Raw genomic sequence first — 16133 nt, forward strand, 5'->3', positions numbered from 1 at the left:
ATGCAATGGACGGTGATTGCCCTTTGGCGCCCCTGGCGTGAGGGCCGGCTTGCCACTCTGCTTAGAAGGATTTGGCTTCGGAAAGCGCCTGGCTGCAAAACGCGCTAGGGTGTGGAAGCATCTGGCTTGAGACAATCAACGGCCGGCTTTCGGGAGGATGAGTTATGGCGGCGATCCCCTTTGACCAGCGGGATGGTTACATCTGGTTCGACGGCAGCCTTAAGCCGTGGCGCGATGCGCAGCTTCATCTCTTGACCCACGCTCTGCATTACGGAAGCGCGGTGTTCGAGGGCGAGCGTCTTTACGACGGCGAGATCTTCAAGCTGCACGAGCATAGCGAGCGGCTGCTGGAATCGGCACGCATTCTGGATTTCGAAATTCCCTATACTGCCGACGAGATCGATGCGGCCTGCCGCGAGGTGGTCAAGGCCAACGGTCTGGTGAACGGCTATATCCGGCCGATCGCCTGGCGCGGCTCGGAGCAGATGGGCGTCTCGGCCCAGAACAACTCCATCCATCTGGGCATTGCGGCCTGGGAATGGGGCTCTTATTTCGATCCGGCGTTGCGGCTGAAAGGCCTCAAGCTCCGCTTTGCCCATTACCGGCGGCCGGATCCGGCGACAGCGCCGTGCAAGAGCAAGGCGGCCGGTCTTTATATGATCTGCACCATCGAGAAGCACCGCGCCGAGCGCGAAGGCTATGCCGATGCGCTGATGCTGGATTGGCGCGGCTATGTCGCCGAGGCGACCGGCGCCAATGTCTTCTTCGTCAAGGATGGGGTGATCCACACACCCGATCCGGACGGTTTCCTCGACGGCATCACGCGGCGGACGGTGATCGATCTGGCCAAGCGGCGCGGGATCGAGGTGATCGAGCGCCATATCAAGCCGGAAGAGCTGGCCGATTTCACCGAGTGCTTCATCACCGGCACGGCGGCGGAAGTGACGGCCGTCGCGCAGATCGGCGATTATCACTTCACCCCCGGTGCCATCACCAAGATGCTGATGGACGATTACACCGCCGAAGTGCATCCGGTGAAGCAGGTCGCCGCGGCGAGTTAAGCTCCGCGGTCCTTTCCCTCTAGAGTTGTCTCTGCCTGGGCCTGGCTCTACCTTCCCGCATGGGATCGGTTGAGAGCCAAGCCCAGTGACGGGGTGCGATATGCAGCGAGACGAAGCCGGCAGCGTGGCGCCTTGCGCATTCGGTGCGCCGTTCCGGGAGCGGCTGCGCCAGCTTTTCGTTTGGCGGCGCGATGTGCGGCGCTTTCGCCGCGATGCGCTTCCCGAGGGCACGCTGGAACGGCTGATCGATCTGGCGGCGCTGGCTCCCTCGGTGGGCCTGAGCCAGCCTTCGCGTTTCGTGGTGGTGAAGGATGCGGCGCGGCGGGCGGCGATCCGGACCTGTTATTCCGACTGCAACAAAGAGGCGCTTGCCGCGCAAAGGCCGGAGAAGGCGGACCTCTATGCGCGGCTGAAGCTCGCCGGCCTGAACGAGGCGCCGGGGCATTTGGCGGTGTTCGCCGATCCTGAGACCCGCCAGGGCGATGGGCTCGGCCGGCGCACCATGCCGGAAACCATCGACTACTCCGTGGTGCTTGCGATCCATACCATGTGGCTGGCGGCACGGGCCGAAGGTCTCGGGCTCGGCTGGGTGTCGATCCTCGATCCGGCGCGGGTTTGCGAAATTCTTGAGGTGCCAGCGGGCTGGCACTTCATCGGCTATCTGTGCATCGGCTACCCGCAAGCGGAGGACAATACGCCGGAGCTGGAGCGCGAGGGCTGGGAACGGCGGCGCAGCGCCTCCAAGCTTCTATTCTACCGCTGAGATCTTGGGTTTTGCTTTCGGCTGGGCAGTCGGCTTGTCCCAGCGCGCTTTGGCGGCATCGTCGCTGTCGCGCGACGCGACCCAGCGCGGGCCTTGCTTGCCCTTCTCCTGCTTCCAGAACGGCGCGGAGGATTTCAGATAATCCATCAAGAACGAGGCGGCCTCGAAGGCGGCATGGCGATGGCTTGAGGCCGTCACCACCAGGACGATATTGTCGCCGGGCTTTAGGGTGCCGTAGCGGTGAACGATCAGGCTCGCTTGCAGCGGCCAGCGCTCATGGGCCTCCGCCTCGATGCGCGCCAGCTCTTTCTCGGTCATGCCCGGATAATGCTCCAGAGTCATGCTTTCGAGCGCATCCGGCCCATCGCCCTCACGCACCGTGCCGGTGAAGCTGACGATAGCGCCGATATCGCTGCGGCCTTTGCGGAGCGCCTCGATCTCGGCGCCGATGTCGAAATCTTCGCTCTGCACGCGGATCATGCTCAGCCTCCGGTGACCGGCGGGAAGAAGGCGATCTCGCTGGCGCCGGCGATCTCGGTCTCCGGCTTGGCGTGGGCCTGGTCGACGGCGGCGCGGATCACCTCGGCGCGCTCGAAAGCGCTGGCGAACTCTTGCCCACGCGTCTTCTGCCACGCCATCAGCTCGGCGACGGTGGTGACGTCCGCCGGGAGCTCGACCTCTTCCGAAGAGAGGCCCGCCTTCTCCCGAACCCAGGCAAAATACAAAAGTCGCATGACTAGTCCGCTTTCCCGGACATGGCGTGGCGGAGACCGGCGCGCAAGTAGTCGTAGCCGGTATAGAGGGTGAGGATGGCGGCGATCCAGAGCAGGATCAGCCCGGTCAGCGTGGTGTAGGCGAAGATCTTATCGCCGGCAGGGCCCGCCAGCAGGAAGCCGATGGCGACCATCTGCACCGTGGTCTTCCACTTGGCCAAAGTGCTGACCGGCACGCTGACGGCCAGCGAGCCGAGAAATTCGCGTAGGCCCGAGACCAGGATCTCGCGGGAGAGGATGATGATGCCGGCCCAGAGCGACCAGCCGGCGATGGTCTGGTCGGCGGCGAGCATCATCAGGCTGGCGGCGACGATCAGCTTGTCGGCAATGGGGTCGAGCATGCGGCCGAGCGCGCTTTGCTGCTCCCAGGCGCGGGCCAGATAGCCGTCGAGAAAATCGGTGACGCCGGCGGCGATGAAGATCCACATCGCCAGCCAATTGCCGATATCGCCGGGTAGGAAGAAGCAGGCCACCAGGGCAGGGACCGCCACGATGCGGCCATAGGTGAGCAGATTGGGCAGGCTGGCCAAACGGGCACGTGCCTTCTTCGCTGCGTCCTGAGGCCCTTGGTTTGGTTCGGCCTCGCTCACTTTCTGGTCCACCTCTAACTGCTCCGCTCGTGAAAATGGTCGTAAATGGCTTGCGCCATGGATGCGCTGATGCCGCCGACCGCCAGAAGATCCGGAAGACCTGCCCGGCTGACCGCCTTGGCCGAGCCGAAATGCTGCAGCAGCGCGCGCTTTCGGGCCGGTCCGATGCCGGGCACCTCGTCGAGCGGCGAGGCGCCGATGGCCTTCTTGCGGCGGGTGCGATGGGCGCCGATGGCAAAACGGTGGGCCTCATCGCGCAACGTCTGTATGCAGTAAAGCACAGGATCGCGCGGTTCCAGAAGTATGGGCTCTTTGCCGCGGCGGTAGATACGCTCGCGGCCGGCATGTCGGTCGGGTCCTTTGGAGACCGAAGCGAGCTGAATTTCGCTCAATCCCAGCTCGTCCAGCACCTCATGGGCAACCGCGAGCTGGCCCGGCCCGCCGTCGATCAGCACCAGATCCGGCGCCGACCAGCCGGACAGCTGGTCCTGGCGCTGCTTGATCAGCCGGGCGAAGCGGCGTTTCAGCATCTCGCGCATCATGGCGTAGTCGTCACCGGGGGTTAGCTCCTCGGAGTCCATGTTGAACTTGCGATATTGGCTTTTGATGAAGCCTTCCGGCCCCGCCACCACCATGCCGCCGACGGCATTGGTGCCGGAAATGTGGCTGTTGTCGTAGATCTCGACGCGGTTCGGCGGCTCTTCCAGCTCCAGCATCTCGGCCAGCTTGGCGAACACGGCAGCTTGCGAGGCGGTCTCGGCCAGGCGGCGGGCCAGGGCCTCGCGGGCATTGAGCTCGGCCTGGGCGAGGATCTCGCGCTTCTCGCCGCGCTGGGGAACGGAGACCTCCACCTTGCGCCCGGCCTTGAGGGACAGGGCCTCGGCCAGCAGCGCCCGCTCGGGGATGTCGTGGGAGAGCAGGATCTGCTTGGGCGGCGGCTTGTTGTCGTAAAACTGGGCGATGAAGCTTTCCAGCACCTCGCCTTCGCCCGCCGTCTTGTCGGCGCGGGGGTAGTAGGCGCGGTTGCCCCAGCTATTGCCGTTGCGGAAGAAGAAGACCTGGATGCAGGTCTGCCCCGCCTCCTGATGGGCGGCGAAGACATCGGCATCCTTCACCGTGTGCGGGTTCACGCCCTGATGCGACTGGATATGGGAGAGGGCGGTGAGCCGGTCGCGGAAGCTTGCCGCGCGCTCATATTCCTGGGCCTCGCTCGCCTCTTCCATCAGCACGCGCAGGCGGCGCTTGACCTCGTCGCTCTTGCCGGTGAGGAAGCGGTCCGCCTCCTTCACCAGGGCGGCATAGTCCTGTTTGGAGATCTCGCCGGTGCACGGGGCGCTGCAGCGCTTGATCTGATAGAGCAGGCAGGGGCGGGTGCGGGCCTCGAAATAAGAGTCCGAGCAGGAGCGCAAGAGAAAGGCGCGCTGCAGCGTGTTGATAGTGCGGGTGACGGCGCCGGCCGAGGCGAAGGGGCCGAAATAATCGCCCTTGCGGCTGCGGCCGCCGCGATGCTTCAGGATCTGCGGGAAGTCGTGATCGCGGGCGATGAGGATGAAGGGGAACGACTTGTCGTCCCGCATGACGACATTGTAACGGGGCTTCAGCCGCTTGATCAGATTGGCTTCGAGCAGCAGCGCTTCGGTTTCCGTGGCCGTGGAGGTGAACTCCATGGTCGCGGTGTTGGCGATCATGCGCAGGATGCGGTTGGTGTGGCCGGTGCCGCGGGTATAGCTCTGCACGCGCTTCTTCAGATGGCGCGCCTTGCCGACATAGAGCACCTCGCCGCCGGCGCCGAACATGCGATAGACGCCGGGGCCGGAGGGCGCCATCTTGGCATAGCGCGCGATGATCTCCATGCCGGTCTCGTCGCGGGGTTTGCGCGCAGCGGCATCGGCGAGGGCGCTGATGGTATCGGATGGCGTGTTCGTCGGCATGGTTTTCGAACTTGTGCAGGTTGGCCCTCAAGTATAACGGGCGAACCGGCGCAACGGTTATATGGCCTCGGTCGGCGGCGTTTTCGATCAGACCAGGTGCTGTCCGCTATCGACGGCGATCATCTGTCCCGTCACAGAAGGGTTTTCGACCAGAAAGCGGATGGCGGCGCAAATCTCCTCAGGCCGCACGCCCTGGCCGAGCAGCGTCTGGTGACATTCGGCCTCGAATTCGGCTTGGGTTTGGCGGTGACTGCGGAACACCGGACCGGGGCCGACTGCATTGACCCGGATGCGGGGGCTCAAGGCCTGGGCCATGATCTGGGTGGCGGTCCAGAGCGCCGACTTGGACACCGTGTAAGAGAAGCAATCGGGGTTCAGACGCCAGATTTTCTGATCTAACAGATTTATGACACTGCCTTGCCGGTCGGCGGGCAGTGCGGCGGCGAAGGCCTGGGCGAGAAACACCGGCGCGCGCAAATTGAGATCCAACTGTGCGTCCCAGCCGGCCAAATCCACGCTCTCCACGCTGTCCCATTCGAAGCTGGCGGCATTGTTGACCAGACAGGTGACCGGCCCGATCGCCGCGCTGCAGGCTTGCACCAGCGGAGCCAGCGCTTCGGCGTCGGTCAGATCGGCCTCTAAGGCCATGGCCTCGCCGCCCGCATCCCGGATCTCGCCGACCAGCGCCTCGGCCTCAGCCGCAGAGGTGTTGTAATGCGCGGCGACTCGCCAGCCGCGGGAGGCGAAGTCGCGCGCGATGGCGCGGCCGAGACGGCGGCCCGCGCCGGTGACCAGCACCGTGCCGGCCTGATTCGATTCGGTTGTCACTCCGGTCTCTTTCGGATTTTGCAGGCCTTGGGGGCCGTTTCCCGGCGCCGAGAGCGCCGCTTTCGCCGTTGGATGCGAATCTAGGCAGCCTCCGTAGCGGCGGCAAGACATTGCAGGCAGGTGCAGACGAACGATGAAAAATGCCGGCTAAGCCGCTGCTGCCAGGACAGCTTTCGATCTCCGCCCAATTTGTGAGCAATTGGCGCGGCTCTGAGCAGAAAAATCCGGGCAAAAGCCTATGCAGAATGGGTCTCAGCCCAAACCGTGATCATCCCCCGGCAAATCATGGCAATATAGTCACACTGCCGGAGTTCTTTCTAAAAACCAATGGTTTTGCGTTGCCGGGGTTGTGCTTCCCGTTATTGTACCAGGGACACATGACGTGCGCTGACTTTCCAAGACGGTTGGGCGCATGGGTCAGAAAAACGCAGGGACTAAGAAAGAAGACAGGAGACTGATGATGGCTCGGCGCAGCTATGCAGGGATTATCAAGTCAAGTTTCATTGCAGCAGGGGTGTTGGGTTTCGCCGCTTCTGCACACGCAGACGAATACACCACGGGCATGCAGCAGTTCACCGGTGGCCCGGGCACCGAGCTCGAGCTTTCGGCTAACGTGGCGCTGACCACCGACTACGTGTTCCGCGGCATCTCCCAGACGCTCCAGGATCCGGCCGTTTCGGGTGGTTTCGATGCGAGCTACGGTATCTTCTACCTGGGTACGTGGGCGTCCAACGTCGACTTCGGCGGCACGGACGATGTCGAGATCGACTACTACGGTGGTGTTGCCCCGACCTGGGCCGGCATCGACTTCGATTTCAGCATCTTGGCCTACACCTATCCGGGCGGCGACACCGACACGATCTGGGAAGGTATGTTCGCCATGAGCAAGTCGTTCATGGACGACAAGCTGTCTCTCGGTTGGGCGAACTACTTCGAACTCGAGAATGGCGACTACTGGGTGCCTGAGCTGTCGGCTGGCTATACCTTCGACAAGGTGTCGATCTTCACGCCGACCCTTAGCGGCGTTATCGGCTGGGTCGACTACGACACCGATGCCTCCAGCTACACTTACTGGAACGTCGGTATGAGCCTCGGCTTCTACAAGGACGACATGTTCACCCTCGACCTGCGCTACTGGGATAGCGATCTCTCGGCTGCGGGTTGCGGTGGCGACATCGACCTTTGCGACGAGCGCGTCGTCGGCACGCTGTCCGCCTCCTTCTAAGCGGATTGCAGAGCCAAACGTCTTAAGGGGCGCCCTTCGGGGCGCCCTTTTCGTTTGCCCGGGAGTCGGATACCGGGCTTGCCGCTTTGGGGCCTTCCGTGGTCCGGAATTTGGCGTCGATGCCGTGGCATACTCGGCCCACAATTTCAGCGCATCGTCTCAGGCGACATTGGGGCGTTAAGACCGGCCGGCGCGACAGCCGGCCGCCATCTATTTAAGGATCTACAGTTCCATGAGCCAGACGGCTGGATCGGGAACCGGCTACGAGCCGGATGCGGAGGCGGTCGCGAAGGGGACTGCGATCTATACGCCGCGCACTTTGCGGCTCTACGATTTCGTGGTGCATGGGCTGTCCAACCGGTTTGCCTGGGGCTGTCCGACGAATGCGCTGATCGGTCAGTACCGGGACCACATCAGCGACAATCATCTGGAGGCCGGGGTCGGCACCGGCTTCTTCCTCGACCGGTTGGGGGAGCGTTCGTTCCGGCGGCTGACGCTGCTCGATATCAATCCGAGCTGCCTTGCCTTGTCGGCGGAGCGCTTGAGGCGGTACTCGCCGGAGCTGGTCGAGGCCAGCCTGTTCGCGCCGCTTCCGAGCGATACGCCTTATGACAGTATCGGGCTCACCTATGTGCTGCATTGCCTTCCCGGTGCGATGCCGGAGAAGCTGCAGGTGATCGACAATCTCCGCCCCGTCATGCATGCGGGGACGGTGCTGTTCGGTGCCACCATTCTTGGCAGCGGCATCGCGCCCAATCCCGCGGCGAAGGCGCTGATGGGCGCCTATAACCGGCGCGGCGTGTTCGATAATCTGCAAGACGATATGGCAGCGCTGGCGGAAGGCTTGCGGGCGCGATTCGGCCAGGTCTCGGTGAGCCGGCGCGGCTGCGTCGCGCTATTCCAGGCAAGCGGCCCGGTCTCGCCGGACGCCGCCTGAGCGCGCAAATCCTCTCTCGGAGGCCTCAAGCGCGCGGCATTGTTCCGCCGCGGGATGGCCTTCAACCCGCCCTTAACCCTACCTGGTTTTGCCCCCCTTCGTGCTTAACGTTCCGTAAGGGACCATGGTTACGCTGAGCTTGAGACAAGGCCGGCAAGACGGGTGGTATCGGCACCTAAGCCGAGGGCCGGCCTCCATAGAGGGGAGTTTTTTGTTATGTCTATGGGAAGAAACGCGGCTGCCGGCTTGGCGGCCATTTTTGCCGTGGCGATGTTCGCCGTCGGACCTGCGCAGGCTCAATATTATAGCGATCCGGCGCCGCTTTACGATCCGGGCCCGTCCTATGGCGGCGGTGGCGGCATGTTCGAAGGCTGGTATCTCGGCGGCACGCTGGGCGGGGCCACGCTGAACAACAATTTCAGCGGCCGCAGCGACGATATTTCCGGCGGCGGCGTGCTCGGCGGTATCCAAGGCGGCAATAACTGGCAGATGGGCCGCATCGTGGTCGGTGTGGAAGGTGACATCATCTTCCAGAGCACCGAAGGCAGCGGCAATTTCAACAATGGCCGGTTCAAAGCCAAGAGCAGCGTCGGCACGCAAGGCGATCTGCGCGCCCGTCTCGGCGTCAAGCTGATCCCGCAAGTTCTGGTGTTCGGCACCTTCGGCGGCGCGATCGCCGATTCCGACCTCAAGATCAAAGGGCCGGTCTCCGGGAGCAGCGACGGGACCTTGTTCGGCTGGAGTATCGGCGGTGGCGCCGAGGTGGCGCTCAACTCCGACTGGAGCGCCCGGTTCGATTACCAGTTCACCGATTTCGGATCGGAGACGGTGTCCTACGGTAACCGCAAGGACAAGTTCGACATCAACACCAACACGTTCCGCGGCTCGCTCAGCTATCACTTCTAGAGCTGCCGCGACCAACGCGATGTGACGGAGAGGCCGGGGCTTTACCCCGGCCTTTTCTTTTGCCGTCCGCTTGACTGCGCCGTCCGGCTAGTTGCTGGCGGGAATGCCGATCGCGGGGAGGGGGCAGAGCCGCTTTTGCTGCTCGTTCGGCCCGCACGCCCGCGGCTCCAGATCCTTGGTGAAGCAGAAACGCACATCCAGCAGATTGCGCTTCTCGCAGGAGATGGAGATCATCTCCGGGCCCAGCCAGTCATTGGCGGCGAGGAAGGCCTTCTCGATATCCCCGGGGGCGGCGGTGCGTCCCTGATCGGGCGAGACGAAGCCGGGCGGGATGGCGATCTTTTTGAACAGCGCGCGCGAGGTATCGAAATAGCCGGCGGGCGAAAGCCCCGAGCAGGTGCCGTGGGCGCGGTATTCGTGAATGATCAGCCCCTTGCTCGGCATGATGTCGAAAACGTCGTCGATCACCGATTGGGGCACCCAGGTCTTTTCTCCCTCGTTGCAGTCGACGGGATAGCCCTTCTCGTATTGCGGCCAGAGCCCATGCAGCACGAAGCCGTGATCGGCATCGCATTGGCCGTCATTGCGCTGGCGTCCTTCCAGCATGCAATAGGTGGGGGACCAACTGAGCACCAGCGCATAATAGTCGAACTTGCCGGGCGCCACGGGCAGGTCTCCGGCGGCGGATTTGGCGGGCTCCGGTTTTGCCGGTGCGGAGGAAGCGTCCGCGGGGGGTTCGGCCGCGGGCGGCGGCTCGGCAGGTCTCTCGGTGCGGCTCCTGTCGCGCGAGACGATGAACACGGCGACGACGATAACGATGAGAAGAATAATCGAATTCCAGCGCCGCATCAGGCCTCGCTTTTTCCCGGCTGCAGCTTGCTCAGCGCGGCCAGGATACGCGCCCAACTGCGCGCGCCTCTGACAAAGCTGGTCAGATTGTATTTCTCGTTGGGCGCGTGGATGCGGTCGTCGGGTAGGGCGAAGCCGATCAGAAGCGCATCCATGTCCAGCGCGCTGCGGAAGGATTCCACGATCGGGATGGAGGCGCCGCAGCCGAGGCTGATCGGCGTGGTGCCCCATTCCTCGGCCAGCGCGCCGGCAGCGGCCTGGAAGGATGCGCTCGTCGTATCGAAACCGACGGCGGGCGAGCCTTCGCCGCCCGCGAAGCTGACCTTGCAGTCGGCGGGAAGGCGCTTTTCCACGAAGCGATGGAAGCCTTCGATGACCTTCGCCGGATCCTGGCCCGGCACCAGGCGGAAGGAGATCTTGGCGCTGGCCTGGCTCGGAATCACGGTCTTGGTGCCGGGGCCGGTATAGCCGCCATAGATGCCGTTGATCTCGGCGGTGGGCCGGGCCCAGTTCTGCTCCAGAACGCTGTAGCCGGTCTCGCCGGCAGGCTCGTTCAAGCCGATACTCTCCAGGAACGCCTGACCGTCGAAATCGAGGCTTTCCCATTGCTCGCGCTGTTCGGCGCTCGGCTCGGCGACGCCGTCGTAGAAGCCGGGAATGGCGACCTCGCCGTCGAGGCCGTGCAGTTCGCCGAGGATCGCGGTCAGCACGTGGATGGGATTTCGCACCGGGCCGCCGTAAAGGCCGGAATGAAGGTCGCGGGACGGCCCGGTGACGGTGACCTCGCAGAAGGCGAGACCGCGCAGGAAGGCGGTGATGGCCGGGGTCTTTGCATCCCACTGATTGGTGTCGCAGACCAGTGCCACATCGGCCTTCAGCTCTTCGCCGTAAGCCTGCAGGAACGGGCCGAGCGAAGGGCTGCCGGATTCCTCCTCGCCTTCCAGCAGAACCGTGACCGGCACGGGCAGAGACCCAGTGGCCTCGATCCAGGCGCGGCAGGCCTCCAGAAAGGTCATCACCTGCCCCTTATCGTCGGAGGCGCCGCGGGCGACGATGACCTTGCCGTAATCGGCATCGTCGGCGATGCGCGGCTCGAAGGGGGGCACGTCCCACTCCTCCAGCGGATCGGGCGGCTGCACGTCGTAATGGCCGTAGAACAGAACGTGCGGGCCGGAAATCTCCCCGACGCCGTAATGGGCCAGCACCATGGGCTTGCCTTCAGTGGCGTGAACCGTGGCGGAGAATCCGAGCGCGCGAAGCTGGCCGGCGGACCATTCGGCCGCGTCCAGGCAAGCCTGATGATAGGCTGGATCGGTGGAGATGCTGGGAATTGCGAGAAAGTCGAACAGGCGGTCGAGAGCGTCCTGCTCGTGGGCGCTCAGCGCCTGAAGCACGGCGTCTGTTTCAGCGCCGGTGCTGGGAGATGTGGGCTCGGTCACAGGACCTCCAATAGGAGCGTGCCGCGCCGGCGGAGGCCGGGCGTTCGGTCGAGCCATTGCTATCCAAGCGGCCGAGAGACCGCAAGGCTAAGCCCTAAAGATCGGGAGGATTACTCGCCGAGCTGGACGTTGACGGCCTGTGGCCCCTTACCGCGCCGGTCCGGCTCGGTCTCGAAGGTCACACGTGCCCCTTCATCCAAGGCCGGCAGGCCGGAACGCTGCAGCGCAGAGATGTGAAGGAAGACGTCCTTACCCCCATCGTCCGGCGTGATGAAGCCGAAGCCGCGAGAGTGATTGAAGAATTTTACGGTCCCGTTTTGGCGCATCGGGAAGCTCCTTTCCCCTTCCATACCCGCCAGGCATACGCACCTCGCGGACGCATTAGGTCAGTCTAGGAACAGGAAAAGATCCAAATACGGCGGCTCTCAAAATGCATCCGAAGAGCCTCTCAAGAACCCGTGCCGCCAGTCTCTATCCGGGTCCGCAGTCTGCCCGCAAAGCGCGAACATTCTACGTGTTACCCCTTAAAGCGCAAGACCGATTCGGCCGATTTGGGAGGGCTCGGCGAGACTTTTGTGCCGGTAGAGCGTGTTGCCGAACAACCTATGGGCGATATTTCTCGACCGAAAAAAAAACGCCGGGCGAGGGGCCCGGCGTTTGCCGCCGCCTCTGAGAGGCGGCGCGTTTCTTGTAGAACTAGGCGTTCTCTGACGTCAGTCGCGCGCGATGCGCTGTTCCTTCGTCTTCTTGCCGAAGAACTTGCCCCCGGAAGAGAAGATGCCGCTATAGCGCTTCTTATCTCCGCTCTGAGCGGCGGCGGTGCGGCTGCGCGAATGCGTAGCGCGAACCGCCGTCTTGGTCTTCGAGGCGGACTTGGAGACGTTCGCCATCTTGCCGCGAACCGAGCTCTCGGAAGACTTGCTGGTCCGGGTGCCGGATCCAACCGTGCTGATACGGACCTGTGCGGTACCGGAAGAGATCATGCCGAGATTGGAGGCGGCGGCTTTGGAGACATCGATAATCCGACCGCCGACAAACGGGCCGCGGTCATTGATACGGACCACGACCTTGCGGCCGTTATTCAGATTTTCGACGAGAACTTTGGTGCCAAAAGGCAGGCTACGGTGAGCAGCCGTCATGGCGCTCGGGTTCATCATCTCGCCACTCGCCGTACGAGAATGGAGAGCGTACCAGGATGCGTGTCCGACCTGATCGGCGCTGGCAAGGCTAATCGGCAGAACGGCCATGACGCCTGCAAGCCCGAGCGAAAAAATCGCTGCGCGCATTTTTGACATGCGTTTAGCTCCTTAATGGATTTCGGGAGTCGCCGGCAGAATCCCCCGCCGGCATATTTCGCTTACATGCGATCCCGTAACCTACGGTCAAACAAGGCGGAAACCGGGCTTGGCCTAGGAGATTGGGAGGCCATTTATAGGCGCCGTCTTGTAACCCGGAATCCCAGCCCCTATGGGCGCCGAGACCGGTTTACGGCTGCCTCCAGAAGAGCCATAAAAATCATATGGTTAGCGGAATATGACCGGGGCGATGGAGGGGCGCAGACGATGCGGCGCCACGCCGCGGAAGCACAGCCGGACGGCTGCAAAAAAAGTCAAAATGAGGCCGATTCGCGCCCAAATCGACCCCGCTTGCCCAAATTCTTAATCAGAACCGGTAGTTGTCCGGGCTATATGCGCCGCATGCGCCTTTAAGGCGGTTGTCATTGCCGTAAAGCTGGCAAAGCCGCACTTTGGTCAGCGGATTATTGTGCACCTCGGCGTCGGTCACCTTCTCCCCATAGCTTCTGGCGACGCGGGCGATTTCTTGCTCGGCGCAGTAGGGGGTGGCGATGGGACCGTTCTTATTCTGCTGAAAGATCCCGTTGCACTTGATACGCGCCTCGGCCGGCCCGGCGGAGAGCGCCAATCCGAGCCCCAGCGCAGCCGGCACCAGAGCACCGAGAAGAATCGGTGTCACACGCTGTGTCACATTGCGAATCTGCATGAGCTGTCGCTTTCATTTTGCCGCAATGGAAATAGGCAGGGATAAAATAGATCAAATAATGTGCGGTTGCATTTTTTTGTTGGACAAAACCGCCCAATCCTTGCCCATATCTAAATATAGCTGTCTTATGACATGGACTGTCATCGAGATTGGTGAAGTGACAGAATGGCGAAAAAGAAGATGAAAACCGAGGAAACAAGCCCGGCACGGGCAACGCCGTCTCCGAGCCTTAAGGATCTTGGGGCGGATAATCGCGGCCCCTGTTCTGCGGGCAAGCAAGCGTATGAATACGACCGGTTGCGGGCGCGCAAGCGGAGCGAGCCCGGCGCATCGGAAGACCGGATCTGGTTCGACGATCTCCCGCCGCATACCGATTAGTCACGTCCCGCTGGAGCGGCGCTCGGCCATGCCGGACTTCCCGGCATGCGCGAGCGGTCATGCCAAAGCGGGGCGATGACTTTCCCGCCACAGCCCGCTACAATTTCTCACATCGTCGCTTGCCGCGAAGGATGCGCTCTTGACTGCGCACGGTGCCCTGGCACAGTTGCGCGCATGCGCGCTTTCACCATTACAGATTTCCGTTCGCCGGGACCCTCGACCGCTGGCGCCAAGCTGGCGCGGGCGATCGCCGTCCTTTCCGTCATCGCCTTCGGCTTGGCTGCCGGCCCCGTCTCGGCTGCAACCTGCCGGACGCCGAATCCGGCTGGATTTCCGGCCTGGCTGCAGAGCTTCAAGCAGAAAGCGGTGGCCGAAGGCGTCTCGCCGCAGACGGTGAATAGCGCGCTTGCCGGCGTGCGTTACGACCGCTCGGTGATCAACAAGGACCGGGCGCAGCATGTCTTCGCCCAGGACTTCCTGCAGTTTTCCGGCCGTATGGTCGCCAGCTACCGGCTGCAGCACGGGGCGGCGAATATCAAGAAATACGGCAACACCTTTTCGCGCATCCAACAGCAATTCGGCGTCCCGGCCCCGGTGATCACCGCGTTCTGGGGGCTGGAGACGGATTTCGGCGCCAATACCGGCAATGGGCCGACGCTGCAATCGCTGGCGACGCTGGCTTTCGATTGCCGCCGCTCCGAAGAATTCAACGAGCAGCTGATGGCGGCGCTGCGCATTATCGACCGGGGCGATCTCACGCCGGGGCAGATGCGCGGGCCTTGGGCCGGCGAGCTCGGCCAGACCCAGTTCCTGCCGACGGTGTATTATGAATACGGCGTCGATTACGACGGGGACGGGCATGTCAATCTGATCCGCTCGACGCCGGATGCGCTGGCCTCGACCGCGAATTACTTGAAACATCTGGGATGGCGGGCCGGCGAGCCTTGGCTGGAAGAGGTGCGGGTGCCGGCGAGCATGCCTTGGGAGCTGGCCGATCTCACCATCAAGAAGCCGCGGGCGCTGTGGTCGCGCTTCGGGGTGACCCGGGCCGACGGCAGCCCGCTGCCGGAGGATAATCTTCCCGCCGCGCTGATCCTGCCCATGGGGCGGAACGGGCCGGCCTTCCTCGCCTATCCGAATTTCGACGTCTATATCGAGTGGAATCAGTCGCTGGTCTACTCGCTCACGGCCGCCTATTTCGCCACCCGGCTTGCAGGCGCGCCGCCGCTCTCCAAGGGCCGGGCGCCGGTGGAGCCGTTCAGCATGGAAGAGACCAAGCAGCTGCAGACGCTGTTGCTGCAGCGCGGCTACGATGTCGGCAAGGTCGATGGGGTGATTGGCGAGAAAACGCGCGAAGCGGTGCGTGACGTACAGGTGAAGCTTGGCCTGCCGGCCGATTCCTATCCCGATCACCGCTTGCTGGCTGCGCTGCAGCGCGGATAGCGGATAAGGAAAAGGCGCCGCCTTCCGGCGACGCCCTTTCTCAGCTTGGTAAGCTCAGCCCTCTACCAGCTCGACGGGCCGATCATCGGGTTGCCTCCGAAGAAGGCGCTGTTCGGCGGCTCGAACTGCATGCCCGGATAGACCCGGTTGTTCAGGATGTAAGGCTCCTGGCGGATGTAGTACTTCGCTGCGCGGCGACCGCGCGGCACCACATAGACGACCTTCCCTTCCTGATCGCGCACGACCTTTTTCTTCTTCTTGAAGATGCCGGCCGAGGCGGGCGTGGCCGCGGCAAGCGCGAGCGAAACGCAAAGAGCGAGCGCGGTTCCGGTGACGATTTTGGTCATCGGACGTGTCATGGGAGAAGTCTCCTTAGGGTTGAGGGCCTGCGATTGTACTCTGGCCCGTGTCGTGATCTTGAGTTGTTCCAAGTGTAGCGACAATCGATGAAGGATGCGTTGTAAATTCCCGAAAAATGTCCGGGAATAATCGCCTGGCTGTGTTGCGACGGTTATTGGCATGGGCGCTCCTACCAGCCGACGGGGCCGAAGAACGGATCATAGGTGCCGTAGGGCGCCCAGATCGGACCGTAGCCCGGCCCCCAATAGGTGCCGACGCCGAAGCCGGGACCCCATCCAGGTCCCCAATAGGTGCTGTCGTCAAACGGGCCGATGCCCGGGCGCTCCCAGCGGTCGGGATCTTTGGCAGCTTGTTTGGCGAATTCCGCCTGGCGCTGCTGGCGGCGCTGGGCACGCAGTGTGCGCTTCTTGGCGCGTTGGGCTTTCTTGGCCTGGCGCAGCTCCTGCTTGCTGTAGACGGCCGTGCCGCTCTGAGCGGCGCTCGCGGGAAGGGCGGCGGCGAGGCCGCCGAGGGCGATTGCCGAAGACAGCAGAACGGCAGGAATCAAATTCAGTCTCATCAAGGCCTCCGGTCCGGACGCCAAGTCCTCACGGCAATCGGCGTCCGGCAGAATTATAGGCTCCCAATTGATATGAGGAGCGGAGCAAGA

General features: G+C 63.2%; 18 protein-coding genes. 6 read left to right on the forward strand and 12 right to left on the reverse strand.

The window, feature by feature from the left end; genetic code table 11:
* Positions 1-164 precede the first annotated feature (164 nt).
* A complete protein-coding gene (locus tag HT051_RS06010; RefSeq protein WP_174541195.1) occupies positions 165-1061 on the forward strand; it encodes a branched-chain amino acid aminotransferase in 897 nt (298 codons plus the stop codon).
* A 100-nt stretch (positions 1062-1161) separates the two neighbouring features.
* The gene (bluB, locus tag HT051_RS06015) at positions 1162-1824 is read left to right on the forward strand and encodes a 5,6-dimethylbenzimidazole synthase (protein ID WP_174541196.1); all 663 of its coding nucleotides are present in this window, start codon (positions 1162-1164) and stop codon (positions 1822-1824) included.
* Here the strand turns inward: bluB and HT051_RS06020 are convergent.
* The 5 genes from HT051_RS06020 to HT051_RS06040 all read right to left on the reverse strand — a co-directional run bounded on the left by HT051_RS06020 (position 1810) and on the right by HT051_RS06040 (position 5946).
* Positions 1810-2304 carry a molybdenum cofactor biosynthesis protein MoaE gene (locus HT051_RS06020; protein ID WP_174541197.1) on the reverse strand — a complete coding sequence of 165 codons (495 nt, stop codon included), beginning with the start codon at positions 2302-2304 and terminating at the stop codon, positions 1810-1812. The two genes, bluB and HT051_RS06020, sit on opposite strands and share 15 nt — an antisense overlap.
* Before the next feature lie 2 nt (positions 2305-2306).
* On the reverse strand, positions 2307-2558 hold the full coding sequence (gene moaD / locus HT051_RS06025; RefSeq protein WP_174541198.1) for a molybdopterin converting factor subunit 1: 252 nt from the start codon (positions 2556-2558) through the stop codon (positions 2307-2309).
* Between the two features lie 2 nt (positions 2559-2560).
* Positions 2561-3127, reverse strand: coding sequence for a CDP-diacylglycerol--glycerol-3-phosphate 3-phosphatidyltransferase (gene pgsA, locus HT051_RS06030; RefSeq protein WP_246810234.1), 567 nt, complete (start codon positions 3125-3127; stop codon positions 2561-2563).
* 74 nt (positions 3128-3201) lie between these two features.
* Entirely contained in the window at positions 3202-5118 is a 1917-nt protein-coding gene (gene uvrC / locus HT051_RS06035) for an excinuclease ABC subunit UvrC (RefSeq protein WP_174541199.1), read from the reverse strand.
* Positions 5119-5205: 87 nt separating this feature from the next.
* A complete protein-coding gene (locus tag HT051_RS06040; protein WP_246810194.1) occupies positions 5206-5946 on the reverse strand; it encodes an SDR family oxidoreductase in 741 nt (246 codons plus the stop codon).
* A 457-nt stretch (positions 5947-6403) separates the two neighbouring features.
* Between HT051_RS06040 and HT051_RS06045 the strand changes: the two genes are divergently transcribed.
* From HT051_RS06045 to HT051_RS06055, 3 genes are all read left to right on the forward strand, one after another.
* Positions 6404-7171: a TorF family putative porin gene (locus HT051_RS06045; RefSeq protein WP_208454395.1), complete on the forward strand. Its 768-nt coding sequence runs from the start codon at positions 6404-6406 to the stop codon at positions 7169-7171.
* A 232-nt stretch (positions 7172-7403) separates the two neighbouring features.
* Positions 7404-8108: a class I SAM-dependent methyltransferase gene (locus tag HT051_RS06050; RefSeq protein ID WP_174541202.1), complete on the forward strand. Its 705-nt coding sequence runs from the start codon at positions 7404-7406 to the stop codon at positions 8106-8108.
* Between the two features lie 216 nt (positions 8109-8324).
* Positions 8325-9014 (forward strand): outer membrane protein, encoded by a 690-nt coding sequence (locus tag HT051_RS06055; protein ID WP_174541203.1) that lies wholly within the window; start codon positions 8325-8327, stop codon positions 9012-9014.
* 87 nt (positions 9015-9101) lie between these two features.
* Here HT051_RS06055 and HT051_RS06060 read toward each other — a convergent pair whose 3' ends face one another.
* The 5 genes from HT051_RS06060 to HT051_RS06080 form a co-directional block, all read right to left on the reverse strand.
* Positions 9102-9863, reverse strand: a complete 762-nt coding sequence (locus HT051_RS06060; RefSeq protein WP_174541204.1) for a ribonuclease T — start codon at positions 9861-9863, stop codon at positions 9102-9104.
* Complete coding sequence (locus HT051_RS06065; protein ID WP_246810195.1) at positions 9863-11302, reverse strand: M20/M25/M40 family metallo-hydrolase; 1440 nt, start codon at positions 11300-11302, stop codon at positions 9863-9865. The genes HT051_RS06060 and HT051_RS06065 overlap by 1 nt, the downstream gene beginning before the upstream one ends.
* 110 nt (positions 11303-11412) lie before the next feature.
* Positions 11413-11628: a cold-shock protein gene (locus HT051_RS06070; protein ID WP_174541206.1), complete on the reverse strand. Its 216-nt coding sequence runs from the start codon at positions 11626-11628 to the stop codon at positions 11413-11415.
* A 387-nt stretch (positions 11629-12015) separates the two neighbouring features.
* Complete coding sequence (locus HT051_RS06075; RefSeq protein WP_371740604.1) at positions 12016-12549, reverse strand: septal ring lytic transglycosylase RlpA family protein; 534 nt, start codon at positions 12547-12549, stop codon at positions 12016-12018.
* A 415-nt stretch (positions 12550-12964) separates the two neighbouring features.
* The gene (locus HT051_RS06080; protein ID WP_174541208.1) at positions 12965-13303 is read right to left on the reverse strand and encodes a hypothetical protein; all 339 of its coding nucleotides are present in this window, start codon (positions 13301-13303) and stop codon (positions 12965-12967) included.
* Positions 13304-13855: 552 nt separating this feature from the next.
* Here HT051_RS06080 and HT051_RS06085 point away from each other — a divergent pair.
* Positions 13856-15124 carry a lytic murein transglycosylase gene (locus HT051_RS06085; protein WP_174541209.1) on the forward strand — a complete coding sequence of 423 codons (1269 nt, stop codon included), beginning with the start codon at positions 13856-13858 and terminating at the stop codon, positions 15122-15124.
* A gap of 62 nt (positions 15125-15186) precedes the next feature.
* On the opposite strand, the gene HT051_RS06090 is transcribed toward HT051_RS06085, so the two are convergent.
* Complete coding sequence (locus HT051_RS06090) at positions 15187-15483, reverse strand: hypothetical protein (RefSeq protein ID WP_174541210.1); 297 nt, start codon at positions 15481-15483, stop codon at positions 15187-15189.
* A 170-nt stretch (positions 15484-15653) separates the two neighbouring features.
* A complete protein-coding gene (locus HT051_RS06095; protein ID WP_174541211.1) occupies positions 15654-16043 on the reverse strand; it encodes a hypothetical protein in 390 nt (129 codons plus the stop codon).
* Between the last annotated feature and the right edge of the window lie 90 nt (positions 16044-16133).

The organism is Methyloligella sp. GL2, from assembly GCF_013341275.1.
In the GTDB taxonomy this organism is placed as follows: domain Bacteria; phylum Pseudomonadota; class Alphaproteobacteria; order Rhizobiales; family Methyloligellaceae; genus Methyloligella.

What these genes read in the sequence shown, in the direction of transcription:
- HT051_RS06060 (WP_174541204.1), bottom strand. Translation starts at nt 9,863, where the DNA reads ATGCGGCGCTGGAATTCGATTATTCTTCTCATCGTTATCGTCGTCGCC.
- uvrC (WP_174541199.1), bottom strand. Translation starts at nt 5,118, where the DNA reads ATGCCGACGAACACGCCATCCGATACCATCAGCGCCCTCGCCGATGCC.
- HT051_RS06085 (WP_174541209.1), top strand. Translation starts at nt 13,856, where the DNA reads ATGCGCGCTTTCACCATTACAGATTTCCGTTCGCCGGGACCCTCGACC.
- moaD (WP_174541198.1), bottom strand. Translation starts at nt 2,558, where the DNA reads ATGCGACTTTTGTATTTTGCCTGGGTTCGGGAGAAGGCGGGCCTCTCT.
- HT051_RS06090 (WP_174541210.1), bottom strand. Translation starts at nt 15,483, where the DNA reads ATGACACGTCCGATGACCAAAATCGTCACCGGAACCGCGCTCGCTCTT.
- HT051_RS06055 (WP_174541203.1), top strand. Translation starts at nt 8,325, where the DNA reads ATGTCTATGGGAAGAAACGCGGCTGCCGGCTTGGCGGCCATTTTTGCC.
- HT051_RS06070 (WP_174541206.1), bottom strand. Translation starts at nt 11,628, where the DNA reads ATGCGCCAAAACGGGACCGTAAAATTCTTCAATCACTCTCGCGGCTTC.
- HT051_RS06075 (WP_371740604.1), bottom strand. Translation starts at nt 12,549, where the DNA reads ATGGCCGTTCTGCCGATTAGCCTTGCCAGCGCCGATCAGGTCGGACAC.
- HT051_RS06010 (WP_174541195.1), top strand. Translation starts at nt 165, where the DNA reads ATGGCGGCGATCCCCTTTGACCAGCGGGATGGTTACATCTGGTTCGAC.
- HT051_RS06020 (WP_174541197.1), bottom strand. Translation starts at nt 2,304, where the DNA reads ATGATCCGCGTGCAGAGCGAAGATTTCGACATCGGCGCCGAGATCGAG.
- HT051_RS06045 (WP_208454395.1), top strand. Translation starts at nt 6,404, where the DNA reads ATGATGGCTCGGCGCAGCTATGCAGGGATTATCAAGTCAAGTTTCATT.
- bluB (WP_174541196.1), top strand. Translation starts at nt 1,162, where the DNA reads ATGCAGCGAGACGAAGCCGGCAGCGTGGCGCCTTGCGCATTCGGTGCG.
- HT051_RS06050 (WP_174541202.1), top strand. Translation starts at nt 7,404, where the DNA reads ATGAGCCAGACGGCTGGATCGGGAACCGGCTACGAGCCGGATGCGGAG.
- HT051_RS06095 (WP_174541211.1), bottom strand. Translation starts at nt 16,043, where the DNA reads ATGAGACTGAATTTGATTCCTGCCGTTCTGCTGTCTTCGGCAATCGCC.
- HT051_RS06080 (WP_174541208.1), bottom strand. Translation starts at nt 13,303, where the DNA reads ATGCAGATTCGCAATGTGACACAGCGTGTGACACCGATTCTTCTCGGT.